Raw genomic sequence first — 14022 nt, 5'->3', positions numbered from 1 at the left:
GTCAACTGCTCGAGCGTCCGGAACTGCTGCCCCAGCCACCCCAACCGCTGCGGGCGCTGGACTGGCTGCCGAAACCGCCGCGCGAAGTCGACGACGCAACGTTCACCGGTTTGCTCTTGCTGCTCTCGTAATCCGATTGGCTGCGCGAGGTTGTGTCAGCTCGGCGGTACTGCGTTGAGGTGTTGTACGGCTGGCGCGTTTCGCGATCACGGTAAACGGTGCGTTCGGCGTTGTTGCTCATTGCGTTGCCGATCAGCCATCCGGTCAGCCAGCCATTGCCGCCGCCACCTGAGCCACCGGAATAGTGCGAGCCGCCGTGGCTGGCACTGCTGCTGGTGGTGGTGTCGCCCGCCGGCATTTGCGAATTGGCGATGGCATCGAGATCTTGCGGCGTCTCGGCATTGCCCGGCACTTTGAAGCCGCCGAGTTTCGGCACGAAACGGCCATCGGAATTTTTCTGACACCAGCCAGCGGCAAAGTCTGCGTCGCACTTGGCCTTGTCGTTGTAGGCCGGGGCGATGCGCCGGTGTTCGTTCAGGGCGGCGACGTAGGCGCTGGAGCAGAGATCGGCGGCCAATTCGGCGTCGACACACTGTTCAACGCTCTGGAAGTTGCGCGGCTGATCCAGCGCCGCTGCTTCACCGGAAATCGCCATCGCCACCGATGCGGCGAGGGACAATTGCACGTATTTGCTGCGTTTCATCGAGAGGCTTCCTGCCGGTCAGTGGGACGGGGTCATGCACGCGGCATTGAGCATGCCGACGCTGATCGCCACGGCAGCCACATAGATGCCGGCCGCCACTTCGCCGTTGGCGATGCGCTGGGAAGTGCCCTTGAGCACCAGCCCGGTCGCAACGAACGCCAACAGCTGCACGACGGCGGCGATGACCGCCCAGAGGACGAAGTCGAGCACGTTGACCGAGTAGGCGATCACGTTGCTCGCCGGAATCGCGAAACCGATGATCGCCCCGGACAGGGCAATGGCGGCGGCAGTGTTGCCGGCACGGATCAGCTCGAATTCCTTGTGCGCGGTGATGCGCGTGTAGACGAATTGAAACAGCATGAACAGCAACACGGCGCCGATCAGGTAGACGACAAAACCGACCAGCGCGGTTTTGTTCAGAGAAACGGCCAAGACTTCCAGCATGAAAAACTTCCTTTTTTAGATGGCGCTCAAATCAGTCGTGTACAGCGAGATGCCCAGCGAAGTGCTCAGGCTGACCGTGCCTTCTTCGTCCTGTTCGACGGAGAACAGCAGCAGTTCGCGGCGATCGGTCAGGCCGGTGTCGCGGGCATACAGCATGGCGTGGTGCTTGATGGTGTAGGACTCGTCCGGATTGACCACGTGTTCGGTCATTGGCACCAGTTCAGTCTGATGCAGTTCGGTGCCCCATTCGCGGGTGTATTCAACACCGTCGTGGTGGTAGGTCGGCAGACCGATCAGGCTGTTGGGGCCGGCCAGACGCTGCAGTTCGGCGTCACTGTTGACCGTCACATAGCTGATGTAATTGAACAGGGTGACCGACTCGACCTGATCATCGCCGGTGACGTGGATCTGCACCCAGAAATCCTCGTCGTTCATGTAATAGCGGTGCAGTTTGTTGGACTGGCCGAGATCGACCCAGCCGGCGCTCCACACCGCTTGATCGAATGGCACCCGCACCGAAGTCGAGCCTTCCAGCAGCAACGCCAGGGTCGTGTCGAAGCGCACGCCTTTGCCTTGTGCCATGCCCAGCGGACCGCTGGCGCCGGTGCTCGTTGGCGCAGCGGTCTGCCAATTGCTGGTGCCGAGCAAGTCTTTAAACCATCCCATGGGTACGTTCCTTGAAGCGGGTGGAGGTGTTCGGGTGTGAAAAAGTGGCGGTAGTGTACCGGGCGAAGCGGTGAACGAGCAGAGGCAATTACGCCGCAAAACCATGTGGGAGCGAGCCTGCTCGCGAATGGGTTGTGTCAGTCACTCGATTATTTGACTGTCACGACGCTTTCGCGAGCAGGCTCGCTCCCACAAGTTACCGTTCAGTCCTTACTGCGCGGACTTCTGCTTCAGGCGCTCAAGGATCGCATTGGCGCTGCCTTCGTTCGGCGTGATGCCGGCGTCGCGCAGTTTGCGTTCCAGGTCGTTGCCGGTGGAGGCATCGGCCAGTTCGTCCGCTGCGCTCAGCTCGGCAGCGCGTTGCTGCTGCTTGGCTTGCAGGCGGTTCAGGGTGCCGACCGCGGTTTCCAGTTTGCCGTTGGCGCCGCCGCTGGCAATCGAGGCGCTGACCTGGGCTTTCTGCACGCTGTCGCGGGCCTTGGCCATGTCCACTTGCTGGCGCAGGCTCTTGATCCGCGATTCGGCTTTGCTGATGTCTTTGCGCATGTTGTCGGCGTAGGCGCCGAATTCATCGCTGAGTTTCTTCTCGGCAGCAAGGTCGTTGGTCAGGGTCGAAATCGCTTCGGCCACTTCCAGCGCAAGGTCTTCGCGGCCGGCATTCAACGCGGCCACAGCCTTGGCTTCGAGGTCCTTGATCTTGGCGTCGTATTCGCTGACGCGGTCGGCGGCCAGTTTGTGCTTGGCCATGATCGTTACCAGTTCGCGGCGGGCATTGGACAGCGCGGTGTCCGCGTCGCGGATTTCCTGATCGAGGATGCGCAGGGCCTGCTGGTCGGCGATGGCTTCGCCGACTTCATTGGCGCCGCCGCGCAGTGCGGTGAACAACTTGCTCCAGATGGACTGAGTCATTGGATATTCCCTGTTGATTACTTGAAGAAGTGTTCGAAGGCTTCGCTGGCGCGCTGCACGTTGTCGACCAGGGTTTTCACCTCGGTGACGACGTTGGTCAGGCTCGAATCAGCACTGAGCGCGCCGAACATGTTGTAGACGGTCTGCCCGTTCGGCATCGATTCGATCCCGATCGAAGACAGCGGGAACATCTCGCGGCTGCGCAGCACGGCATCGTTGAACGCCTGGACATTGCTGATCGAATCGATGTCCACCAGCACGGTGTCGACGATGATCTGCTGGCCGGCCAGGGCGATGTGAATCGGCAGGCCGCCGAATTCGTTCATTTCCAGCTTGATGCTCGGCTCGGAGCTCTGGATCAGGGACAGCGAAATCTCTTGGGAAGCCACCTCGTCCAGCGCCTTGAGGGCATTGAAGAGGCTGTCGATGGTCCAGTTGTTGCCTGCGCTCATGTATTTCTCCGACATGAAAGAGCCAGCCAGAATCGGTTGGCGTAGCTGTTGCTCCATTTGCTTGAGCAAGCTTCGGTTTTCCGGAAGCACCCAAGTTTCGTGTTTCACATAACCGGCGGCGGCCAGGCCTGCGCGCATCTGCTTCATGTAGAAGCTCGACGGTTTTTTCGCTGACGTCTTGCCACGCTCGCCCTTGGGGCTGGCTGCGGCAGGCGTCGGAGTGCGGCTTGTCATGGCTGGAATCCGGTTATGAGCGTCTCACGCGTGGGCCACACTACAACCAATGCAAAGTGCCATCAATGACTCACGCGTGAGATTTTCATGACAGACGCAAAAAGGCCCGCAACGTGGCGGGCCAGTAGATTGCGCAGTTGTTGCTAGGCGTTGCTGCTCAGGAACTCGTCAGTGGATACCACGCTGGCATAGGCGAAACCCAGCGCCGCCATGAAGGCTGCGTGCACATGAGCGGCCGGCACCGTCAGGCCATTGAATTCCAGATCACGGCTGGCGCAGGCATCGTGAATCACCGTGACCGCATACCCCATGTCCGCCGCCGCGCGGGTGATGCCATCGACGCACATATGGCTCATGCTGCCGACCACCACCAGGTCGGTGATGCCGTGTTCGTCTAGTACTGCTTTCAGTTCGGTTTCACGGAACGAGTTGACGAAGTGCTTGAGCACCACCGGCTCGTCGGCGCGGTTGAGCACTTTCGGATGCAGTTTCGCGCCCTCGGAGCCGGGAGTGAAAAACGGCGCGTCTTCGGAGGTGAATTCATGCCGAATGTGCACCACCGGATCGCCCGTTTCGCGAAAGGCTGCGATCAGCCGTGCGGCGTTGTCGGCAGCGGCGTCGGCGCCGACCAGCGGCCACTTGCCTTGGGGGAAGTAGTCGTTCTGGATATCGACTACGATGAGCGCTTGCTTGGCCATGGGATTGTCCTCGAGACGGTGATTGGGTGTGGCCTCAGTATTGACGCTGGCCGAGGATTCGAGGATTGGCCGCACCGACAATAGGCAGGGGAAAACTGACAATGGCTGCACAAAGAGCCGCCACCGCTGAACTGGGCGTGCTGATTTACCCCGGCGCGCAACTGGCGGCGGTGCACGGTCTGACAGATCTGTTCGCCGTGGCCAATCGCATCGCTGCCGAGTATCAGGCTGTGCAATTGCCCGTGCTGCGGGTCAGTCACTGGCAGGTTGAGGGCGAGCAGCTGCCGACGCGGGTCTATGACAGTCATCCGGGCGACGAGGACGGTTTGCTCGCCGTGCTGATTCCGCCGTCCCTCGGCGGGTTCGATGCGGCGCAGATGACTGCGAGTCTTGCGCAATGGCTGCGCGATCAGCATGCGCGCGGCGCAACCCTTGGTGGTGTTTGTGTGGGCTCGTTGATGCTCGCCGAAAGCGGCTTGCTCGACGGTCGCAGCGCCACCACGCACTGGACCTCGGCCCAGGCTTTTGCCGAGCGTTACCCGAAGATCAAACTCAAGGCCGACACGCCGATTGTCGACGACGGTGACCTGATCACCACGGCCGGGCTGATGGCATGGTCGGAATTGGGGTTGCGCCTGGTCGATCGCTTGCTCGGCCCGAGCATCGCCACCGCGACCGCGCGTTTTCTGGTGATGGAACACAGCGACAGCGCCAGTGAATGCGGAAGCAATTTCGCACCGATCCTCAGCCATGGCGACGCGGCGATTCTCAAGGTCCAGCACTGGCTGCAAAGCACCGGGGCGACGGATGTTTCGCTGACGGCAATGGCCGAGCGTGCGGGACTTGAAGAGCGTACTTTCCTGCGCCGATTCCGCGCCGCGACAGGCTTGAAACCGACCGAGTATTGCCAGCACTTGCGGGTCGGCAAGGCGCGGGAAATGCTCGAGTTCACCAATGGCACGATCGACCACATTGCCTGGACGGTGGGCTATCAGGATCCGGGCGCGTTTCGTGCGATCTTCAAGAAGATTACCGGGCTTGGGCCGAGTGAGTACCGGGGGCGGTTTGGTGTGAATCCCGCTCCCAGAACGACGATGAACTAATGTGGGAGCGAGCCTGCTCGCGAAGGCGCTGGATCTACAGAATTGTAGTCGGCTGACACTACGCTTTCGAGAGCAGGCTCGCTCCCACAATGATCGCGGCGAGGGTGAGAGATCGTGCAATTTGCCGGAGTTTTGCGCGGTGTCGTGCAGTTTGAAACAGGCGTGATGCCAGCACAGTCACGGCAAGCTCCCGATTATCGGGCGGTTCGTGGGGATCGTTGATTGGCCTGATCTCTGCAATTTCCTTTGAGAACCCATCGACTGATAAAAGGGGAACGCATGACCCCGACACCCAGCAACAAAATCGTCGTGGCCCATTCGGTGCGTGCCGAGGCGCCGCAACATGAAGTCGAGACCAACAAGGCCCTGGCGCGTTGGCTGGCGCAGATTCTCGGCTGCAAATTCGGCGGCAGTTTCGATCCGGCCAAACATCAGGGCCGCGAGCTGTATCTGCTGCCAACGCAAACCATCGTCGGCGCCGCCCACGCGCAAGCGCTGGGCATCAAAGGCCCCGATGACTTGTGGGGCGGTTACGTCGAATACGATTTCATCTGCACCAAAGCCATCAGCCACGGTTTGCGCAGTCATCTGGCGCACGCGCCGCAGGGCTGGTCGCCGCTGTTTTCGGAGCGGGTGCGCAACGTTGTGCTCGACGGTCTCAGCGTATTCGCCCTGGAAGATGCGCGGCCCGCCGCCGAGCATCTGTTGTACGCCGGGCCGATTCGCTTGAAGCCGATTCACGCTTGCGCCGGTCGCGGTCAGGAAGTGATCAAAAGCCTCGATGCGTTCGATGAAATCCTCGCTCGTCCCGAAGCGCAAAGCCTGTTCAGCGACGGCGTAGTGCTGGAGCAGGACTTGAGCAACGTCGTCACCCACAGCGTCGGCCAGTCGTTCATCGGCGGCAAAGTGTTGAGCTATTGCGGTGATCAATACTTGACCGAGGACGGTCAGGGCGAAGAGGTCTACGGCGGCTCGAATCTGCTGGTGGTGCAGGGCGGCTATGACCAATTGCTCGCGCTGGATCTGCCTGATGATGTGCGTCTGGCCATCGAGCAGGCGCAGGTCTTCGACAGTGCCGCCAACGAAGCTTACCCGCGCTTCTTCGCCTCGCGGCGCAATTACGATATCGCCCAAGGCCTCGACGCCAGCGGCAACCCGCGCAGCGGCGTGCTCGAACAATCCTGGCGCATGGGCGGTGCCAGCAGCGCCGAAGTGGCGGCGCTGCAAAGCTTCGTCAACGATCCACAGATGCGCGCGATTCGCGTGTCGTCGGTGGAAACCTATACCGATCAGGCGCTGCCGGCGGACGCCATCGAGGTCTATCGCGGTCCGGCTGAAAACAGCGCGTTTCTTCTCAAATATGTGACGGTCCAATCCTATGACGGCTAGAAGCGAAAGCATTCAAATCGACATTGATGATGAACAGATGAGCGGGACCTTTCTCAGTCCCAAATCGAAAGTCCCGGGGTGTTGTTCGTGCACGGTTGGGGCGGCAGTCAGGAGCGTGATCTCGAGCGGGCCAAAGGCATCGCGGGCCTGGGTTGCGTATGCCTGACCTTCGACCTGCGCGGGCATACCGGCGGCACCGGAATTCCGCTGACCCGGGTGACCCGTGAAGACAATCTGCGTGATTTGCTGGCGGCCTACGATCGCCTGCTGGCGCACCCGGCCCTCGACACTTCGGCGATCGCCGTGGTCGGCACCAGTTATGGCGGTTATCTGGCCTCGATCCTGACGTCACTGCGCCCGGTGCGCTGGCTGGCGCTGCGCGTGCCGGCGCTGTACCGCGACGAGCAATGGCACACGCCCAAACGCGATCTGGACAAGGCCGACCTGCGCGATTATCGCAATACGCTAGTGCGCGCCGACAGCAATCGCGCCCTGCATGCCTGTTCGCAATTCACGGGCGACGTGCTGTTGGTGGAATCGGAAACCGACGACTTCGTGCCCCACGCGACGATCATGAGTTACCGCGCCGCCTGTCAGCAGACTCACTCATTGACCCATCGGATTATTGATGGCGCCGATCATGCATTGAGTGATCCGGTGTCGCAGCAGGCCTACACCTCGATCCTGGTGGACTGGATTACCGAGATGGTGGTGGGGGAGCGGTTGAGCATTATCCAATCCAGATGATTCTGTCGCATGTACCGGCCCCTTCGCGAGCAGGCTCGCTCCCACAGGTTGAACGCATTTCAAATGTAGGAGCTGCCGAAGGCTGCGATCTTTTGATGTTGATTCTAATGTGTGGGTTTCTTCTCGATCCGCAGCGCCTTGGCCTTGGCCTCCACCACCAGATACATCACCACCGTGATCAACAGCGGCAGCAGAAAATAAATCGCCCGATACGCCAGCAATCCCGCGACCAGACTGCCGCGCGATGCCTCATGCTGCAGCAACGCCACGAACACCGCCTCCAGCACACCCAGCCCCGCCGGAATGTGCGTAATGACCCCGGCAATCGCGCTGATCAACAGCACCCCAAGCACCAGCGGATAATCCAGTTTGCTCGGCAGCAGAGTGAAGATCACCGCCGCCATCAGCGACCAGTTCAACGCGCCCAAGAGCAATTGCAGCACCGCCATGCGCAGCGACGGCAGGTTGATTTCCACGCCGCGTATCGACCACTCGCGGCGCTTGGAGAACTGACACGCCGCCAGATAGCCGGCACTGACCAACAGCAATAACACCCCGACCAGTTGCAAGGCCGAACTGCTGAGTTTCCAGCCCGGCGGCATAGTCACCAGACCGCTGCTGAATACTACGCCAGCGATGGTCATGTAGCCGAACCAGTTGGTTGCCAGGCTCAGGCCGAGAATCTTGGCAATGTTGCCTTTGCTCACGCCCAGCCGCGAATACAGGCGATAGCGCATGGCGATGCCGCCGACCCAGGCGCTAAGGTTGAGATTGAAGGCGTAGCTGATGATGCCCACCGGCAGGATCTGCTTCCAGGTCAGGTCTTGCCGAATGTAAGTGCGGCCGATCAGGTCGAAACTGGCGTACACCAGAAAGCTCAGCAACGTCAGGCTGGCGGCGATGATCAGCGTGCGCACCTTGAAATCGGCGAGGGTCTCCAGCACCTCGGCCCATTCGATGCGGGTGGCGAACATCGTCAGGAGGACGATCAGCGCGAGGAAAAACAGGATGGTCAGCGGACGTTTCCAGCGGCTCCATTTCGACGGCGCCGCTTGTGTCGAATGGCTATCGGAGTGCACTTCGGAATGACTCATGGACGCGCACCTCGGAAAGGCTTCAGACGCGGTTTATGCGCCGGCAGCCAACCGGCCATGGCCGGGAAGTGCCGCAGGAAGTGGAACACCAGAAAGCCCACGGTCATGTGCCAGATGCGCCCGCGCGGCAACAGCTTGGCGTCCATGGCTTTGCAGTGGTTCTGGCTGAGATCTTCGAGGCGTTCGTACAGGTGCTGATTGAACGCGCGGTCGCGGATCAGTACGTTGGCTTCCAGATTCAGCGACAGGCTCAGCGGGTCGAGATTGCTTGAGCCCACGGTGCTCCAGTCATCGTCGACCAGCGCGACTTTGCCGTGCAGCGGGCGTTGGCAGTATTCGTGAATCTGCACGCCGGCACGCAGCAGATAATCGTAGGTCATGCGCGCCGCCAGTTTCGCCACGAGCATGTCCGGCTGGCCTTGCAGGATCAGCCGCACCTCGACGCCACGGCGGGCGGCGTTGCGGATTTCACGCAGCAGCCGGTAACCGGGAAAGAAGTAGGCGTTGGCGATGATCACCCGGCGCTTGGCCTTGCGCAGTACTTGCAGATACACGTCTTCGATATCGGTGTTGTGTTGATCGTTATCGCGGAACACCAGGCGCACCTGGCCGTCGTGATCGGTGAAGGCCATTTCCTCCAGGCGCTGGCGCCGGCGCTGCCACCAGAACCGCGCGCGCCCGGGACGACCGCTTTGCAGCAGGGCGAAGTGATGGATATCGGCGACCACCGGGCCTTGGATCTCCACCGAGTAATCCTGCTTGGCTTCAGGGCCGAAGTCGGCCAGGTGATCGCCGGAAAAGTTGATCCCGCCAATGAACGCGATCAAGCCGTCGACCACCACGATCTTGCGGTGCAAGCGGCGGAACCAGTTGGTGCGGATGCCCAAATGCTTCGGCGCCGGATCGAAGATTTGCAGATGCACGCCGGCATCGCTCAAGGCCGACAGATAGCCGGTGCTCAGCTCGCCACAGCCGAAGCCGTCGAGGCTGACCGTGGTGCGCACGCCGCGCTGGGCGGCTTCGATGAGGATTTGCTGCAACTCGGCGCCGACCTTGTCTTCGAAGACGATGAAGGTCTCCAGCAGGATCTCGCTCTTGGCTGCGCGCATCGCTTCGAATACCCGGGGGAAATATTCCTCGCCGTTCTCCAGCAGCTCTACGCGGTTATTGCTGTGCCATTGATACTCGACGTCCACGTGGCCGGGCTCGCGCACCGGCGGGTTCAGCGGGACCGGGTCGACGGCGGATTTTTCCAGTGGCGCACTGTTCATAGTTCAATCTCCACCGATAACGGTGCGTGGTCGGAAAGGTGGGACCAGGGCCGGTTGGTCAAAACTTTCGGCCGGCTGGCCTTGAGGTTGCGTACGTAGATGCGGTCGAGTCGTAGCGCTGGCAGCCGCGCGGGAAAGCTGCGCGCCGGCTTGCCGTACTGCTCGGCGAACACTTCGCGCAGGCCACAGGGCTTGAGCTGCGCGTCGGCGCGCTGGCGCCAGTCATTGAAATCGCCAGCGACGATCACCGGGGCATCAGCGGGCAGTTCGGCGAGACGTTGCATCAGCAGATCCAGTTGCGCATTGCGGTGGCTCTCGCGCAGGCCCAGATGCACGCAGATCGCGTGCACTTCGGTGCCGTCGCCAGGCAGGCGCAGCACGCAATGCAGCAGGCCACGGTTTTCATGGCCGCTGATCGACACGTCGAGGTTGTCGTGGCGGATGATCTGGAATTTCGACAGCAGCGCATTGCCGTGGTCGCCCGCCGGGTACACGGCATTGCGCCCGTAGGCGAATTGCGGCCAGAGGCTGTCGGCGAGGAATTCGTATTGCGGCATCGTCGGCCAGTTGTCGTAGCGTTTCGGATGCTGCTCGTGCGTGCCGTGGACTTCCTGCAGAAACACCACGTCGGCGGCGACGCTGCGCACTGCTTCACGCAGCTCCGGCAGAATGAAACGCCGGTTCAGCGCGGTGAAGCCCTTGTGGGTGTTGACAGTCAGTACGGTGAAGGTGCGCACCGAGGGCGCAACCACGGAGCCTTCGTCGGTGAAACCGACCGGTTCGGGAATGCTCATGACAGAACTCCTTCTGCGGCGACTTGCCCGGGAGTTGTGGCGAGGTCTTTGTCGAGGTCCAAGCGCTGCAACAAGTTGCGTGCGTCGTAGGGCGCGCGGACTTTGATGTCGTTGTCGAAGTAGCAGAACACTTCGCGGGATTTGCGCGCGCGGGGTTTCAGGCGTGGGGCTATCAGGTGGGCGTCCTCTGGCTGTTTACCGTGATGCCAGGCGTCGATGCGCTCTGCCCAGCGCTTGAGCGCTTGTTCGGAATAACCGCTGGCGTAGAGCTCTTCGGCGCCGTGCAGGCGCAGATAGACGAAGTCGCTGGTGAGGTCTTCGCGGTACGGCCATTTGCCGGCGGTGTCGGCAATGACCAGCGCGGTGTTATGGCGCTTGAGCAGGCGCACGAACTCCGGGTCGATAAAGCTCTCGTGACGGATTTCCACGGCATGGCGCAGCGGTTTCTTGCGCCAGGCTTTGACGCTGGCGTTGCCGGGCAGATGCGAGTCGTGCTGGCGGGCGAGGGCGGCTGCGGCTTGGGTATCGTGGGGCAGTTGCGCGAGAAAGTGATCGAAGCGCTCGGCGTCGAATTTGAAATTCGGCGGAAACTGCCAAAGGATCGGCCCGAGTTTTTCCTTCAGTTCCAGAACGCCCGAGGCGAAGAAATTCGCCAGCGGTTTTTCGATTTCGCGCAAGCGGCGCACGTGGGTGATGAAGCGCGGCGCCTTGACGCTGAAGACGAAGTCATCGGGGGTTTCGGCGTACCACTGGGCGTAACGTTCGGGTCGTTGCAGGGCGTAGAACGATCCATTGATTTCAATGCTGTTGACCGCGCGGGAGGCGAACTGCAATTCGCGCTTCTGCGCCAGTCCCTTCGGGTAGAAATCCCCGCGCCACGGGGCGTAGCGCCAGCCTGAAATACCGATGTGAATCGTCGCCATCCCATCCTCCCGTAGAAAGTCCTCGTGTTGCCGATGTTCTGTGATGACTGCGGCGGGGGCGGGAAAGTTTCGGTGGCGTTACGGACGGTCGCGGGTGAAGCGAAGATCAAGAGCTTACCCCCTCACCCCAACCCTCTCCCCCAAGGGGGCGAGGGGGAAGGGAGCAGATCTTCATGCCTCCTGAAATCGCGTACGACTGTGAAGGGAGCAGATTTTCATGGTTTTCAGGACTTGAGTTCGACTCAAGACGTGCAGTTGGTGATTTTGGTCATGCAACTCGGTCGGCTCCCTCTCCTGGGGGAGAGGGCTGGGGTGAGGGGGCTCTTGAACTTGCCGCGCAATTACCGATCAGTTCCTTACCAGGGTCAGCCACGGGAGATCGGAGCTTTGCGCAATTTCAGGATCGCCATTCTGCTGGGAGCGCTGCTGTGCTTGGGCGTCAACACATCGCAAGCCGTCGCGCTACCGGGCGTTCCGGCTGCCGCCGACACGGCAGAGAAACCCGCCGAACCGGAACCGCTGGTGCAGGGTGGTCTGCTCGGGGCGATCAGTACGAGCATCGACGATGTGCAGGAAAAACTCGATCTCAACGAACACCTGGTCGATGCCTGGCGGCTGCGCGCCGACCGCGCGGCGGATGAGGTCGATCGGCTGGTCAAGCAACCGTCGAATCGCTCGGGCTGGAGCGTGGCAGGGGATTTCCTCACGCTGTCGGGAGTCTGGCTGGGCAGTTTCGCCCTGCTCACCGTGCTCGGCAGTCTGTTGGCCAAGCGTCTGCGTGAGGGCCGCTGGTTGCGCACCCGCCAGCGCAGTCAGGATCTGCTCGGCTACGTGCTGCCGTACACCGTGCCGGCGCTGATCTGCCTGCCTTTGACGCTGTATGTCAGCCATTTTCTGCAAGCTTCGGTGGGCCGTGCGCTGGCGCTGTGTCTGGCCTATGCCACCAGCAGCGGTATCTTCTCCACATCGATGTTGTTGTGCGTGGTGGTGATGTTCAACGTCGGGCACAAGCGCGCCGCCGCGCGAATCATCCGTGAATACTGCCCGCGCCCGCTGTTCCTCATCGGCTTTCTCGCCGCGCTCAGCGATGCCCTGACCAGCCCGCAGATCGCCCGGCAACTGGGCGGCAATATCACCAGCAGCATCGCCGTGTTCACCGGGCTGATCGCCTCGGTGATTTTCGGTTTGCTGGTGATTCGCCTGCGCCGGCCCGTGGCGCATCTGATCCGCAATCGCCCGCTCAGTCAGCGTTTGAAACAACCGTCGCTGCAGGAGTCGCTGCGGATATTTTCCGGGCTGTGGTATTGGCCGATCGTGCTGATGGTGCTGGTCTCGGCAGTCAGCCTGATCGGCATCGGCGAGGACAATCAGAAAGCCCTGCGCTGTGCCTTGTTCACCACCGTGCTGCTGATCGCCACGGTGTTTCTCAGCACGGTGTTGCAGCACCTGTTCAAGTCGCGCAAAGCCGAAGCGATCCAGCGCAGCAGTGCCTACAAGGAACGCTTTCTCAGCCTGTTGCATGCGTTGCTGCGCATCGTCATGGCGATTGTGTTCATCGATATTCTCGGGCGGATCTGGGGCGTGTCGTTGCTCGATTTCGCCCAGAGCAGCACCGTCGGTCGAGCGATCAGCAACGCCTTGAGCAGCATCGGCCTGATCTTCCTGGTGACGTGGCTGCTGTGGGTGGTGCTCGACACGGCGATTCAGGAAGCGCTGAAACCGCCGCTGAGCAAACGCGCGGCACGCCAGCCGAGCACGCGGGTGAAAACCATCCTGCCGCTGCTGCGCAACGCGATCAAAATCATCCTCGTGGTGATCTGCGCGATTACCACCATGGCCAACCTCGGCATCAACGTCGCGCCGCTACTAGCCGGTGCGGGCGTGGTCGGTCTGGCGATCGGTTTCGGTTCGCAGCAACTGGTGCAGGACGTCATCACCGGGTTGTTCATCATCATCGAAGACACCCTGTCGATCGGCGACTGGGTGGTGCTCGATTCCGGCCACGCCGGCACCGTGGAAGGTTTGACCATCCGCACCTTGCGCCTGCGCGACGGCAAGGGTTTTGTGCACTCGGTGCCGTTCGGCCAGATCAAGGCTGTGACCAACCAATCACGCCAGTTCGCCTTCGCATTTTTCTCGGTGCAGTTCACCTACGACACCGATGTCGACAAAGCCATTGAGCTGATTCGCGAGGCCGGTGATTCGATCCGCGAAGACCCGTTCCTCAAGTACAACCTGCAAGGGCCGCTGGATGTGTTTGGCGTGGACAAAATGGACTTGAACGGCGTGGTGTTGACGGCGCAATTTCGCACGGTGTCAGGTGGGCAATATGCGGTGAGCCGCGCGTTCAACCAGCGCTTGAAGAAGCTTGTGGATAACACACCCAATGTGCATTTTGCGCAGACTTATCCACAGCAGGTTCTGTTGCCAAAGCGACAGGAGGAGGGGGCGGTGGTTGCGGGTGAGGTGCCGCAGGAGTCGCGGACCTGACGCCTGTTTGTGTAGAGACAGGGCCGGCGCTTTCGCGAGCAGGCTCGCTCCCACAGGGGCAATGGGATTGGACTGTGGGAGCGAGCCTGCTCGCGAAGACGCCGG

13 protein-coding genes and 1 pseudogene are annotated in these 14022 nt (G+C 61.3%); 4 read left to right on the top strand and 10 right to left on the bottom strand.

The genetic code is table 11. The features are described from left to right. Window position 1: 1 nt before the first annotated feature. From AB4O12_RS18290 to AB4O12_RS18265, 6 genes are all read right to left on the bottom strand, one after another. Window positions 2-703, bottom strand: a complete 702-nt coding sequence (locus tag AB4O12_RS18290) for a DUF1190 domain-containing protein (RefSeq protein ID WP_095181947.1) — start codon at window positions 701-703, stop codon at window positions 2-4. An 18-nt stretch (window positions 704-721) separates the two neighbouring features. Then, entirely contained in the window at window positions 722-1147 is a 426-nt protein-coding gene (locus AB4O12_RS18285) for a DUF350 domain-containing protein (protein WP_016772952.1), read from the bottom strand. Window positions 1148-1162: 15 nt separating this feature from the next. Next, complete coding sequence (locus tag AB4O12_RS18280) at window positions 1163-1813, bottom strand: DUF2491 family protein (protein WP_460059358.1); 651 nt, start codon at window positions 1811-1813, stop codon at window positions 1163-1165. A 210-nt stretch (window positions 1814-2023) separates the two neighbouring features. Further along, window positions 2024-2722, bottom strand: coding sequence for a PspA/IM30 family protein (locus tag AB4O12_RS18275; RefSeq protein WP_041477670.1), 699 nt, complete (start codon window positions 2720-2722; stop codon window positions 2024-2026). 17 nt (window positions 2723-2739) lie between these two features. Next, on the bottom strand, window positions 2740-3321 hold the full coding sequence (locus AB4O12_RS18270; RefSeq protein WP_225914461.1) for a YjfI family protein: 582 nt from the start codon (window positions 3319-3321) through the stop codon (window positions 2740-2742). A 230-nt stretch (window positions 3322-3551) separates the two neighbouring features. After that, a complete protein-coding gene (locus tag AB4O12_RS18265; protein WP_406227627.1) occupies window positions 3552-4106 on the bottom strand; it encodes a cysteine hydrolase family protein in 555 nt (184 codons plus the stop codon). Between the two features lie 101 nt (window positions 4107-4207). Between AB4O12_RS18265 and AB4O12_RS18260 the strand changes: the two genes are divergently transcribed. From AB4O12_RS18260 to AB4O12_RS18250, 3 genes and pseudogenes are all read left to right on the top strand, one after another. Beyond that, window positions 4208-5209, top strand: a complete 1002-nt coding sequence (locus tag AB4O12_RS18260; protein ID WP_460059355.1) for a GlxA family transcriptional regulator — start codon at window positions 4208-4210, stop codon at window positions 5207-5209. Window positions 5210-5488: 279 nt separating this feature from the next. Next, window positions 5489-6598 (top strand): DUF3182 family protein, encoded by a 1110-nt coding sequence (locus AB4O12_RS18255; protein ID WP_256810169.1) that lies wholly within the window; start codon window positions 5489-5491, stop codon window positions 6596-6598. Next, a pseudogene (locus AB4O12_RS18250) lies at window positions 6588-7345 on the top strand (alpha/beta hydrolase family protein). The gene AB4O12_RS18255 and the pseudogene AB4O12_RS18250 overlap by 11 nt, the downstream one beginning before the upstream one ends. Window positions 7346-7449: 104 nt before the next feature. Here the strand turns inward: AB4O12_RS18250 and AB4O12_RS18245 are convergent. Genes AB4O12_RS18245 through AB4O12_RS18230 form a run of 4 tightly spaced genes read right to left on the bottom strand, consistent with a single transcriptional unit; the run spans window position 7450 to window position 11427 of the window. After that, complete coding sequence (locus tag AB4O12_RS18245) at window positions 7450-8439, bottom strand: lysylphosphatidylglycerol synthase domain-containing protein (protein ID WP_041477676.1); 990 nt, start codon at window positions 8437-8439, stop codon at window positions 7450-7452. Beyond that, on the bottom strand, window positions 8436-9710 hold the full coding sequence (gene clsB / locus AB4O12_RS18240) for a cardiolipin synthase ClsB (protein ID WP_016772961.1): 1275 nt from the start codon (window positions 9708-9710) through the stop codon (window positions 8436-8438). The genes AB4O12_RS18245 and clsB overlap by 4 nt, the downstream gene beginning before the upstream one ends. Further along, complete coding sequence (locus AB4O12_RS18235; RefSeq protein ID WP_056790768.1) at window positions 9707-10504, bottom strand: endonuclease/exonuclease/phosphatase family protein; 798 nt, start codon at window positions 10502-10504, stop codon at window positions 9707-9709. Before AB4O12_RS18235 ends, clsB begins: the two co-directional genes overlap by 4 nt. Next, the gene (locus AB4O12_RS18230) at window positions 10501-11427 is read right to left on the bottom strand and encodes a DUF72 domain-containing protein (protein WP_252876981.1); all 927 of its coding nucleotides are present in this window, start codon (window positions 11425-11427) and stop codon (window positions 10501-10503) included. The genes AB4O12_RS18235 and AB4O12_RS18230 overlap by 4 nt, the downstream gene beginning before the upstream one ends. Window positions 11428-11814: 387 nt before the next feature. Here AB4O12_RS18230 and AB4O12_RS18225 point away from each other — a divergent pair, with 387 nt between their 5' ends. After that, the gene (locus tag AB4O12_RS18225; RefSeq protein ID WP_095181940.1) at window positions 11815-13917 is read left to right on the top strand and encodes a mechanosensitive ion channel family protein; all 2103 of its coding nucleotides are present in this window, start codon (window positions 11815-11817) and stop codon (window positions 13915-13917) included. Window positions 13918-14022: the final 105 nt, after the last annotated feature.

It is taken from the genome of Pseudomonas sp. S2_A05 (assembly GCF_054668485.1).
Note: the sequence above shows the minus strand (reverse complement) of the source record. Positions and strands in the feature narration are given on the sequence as shown.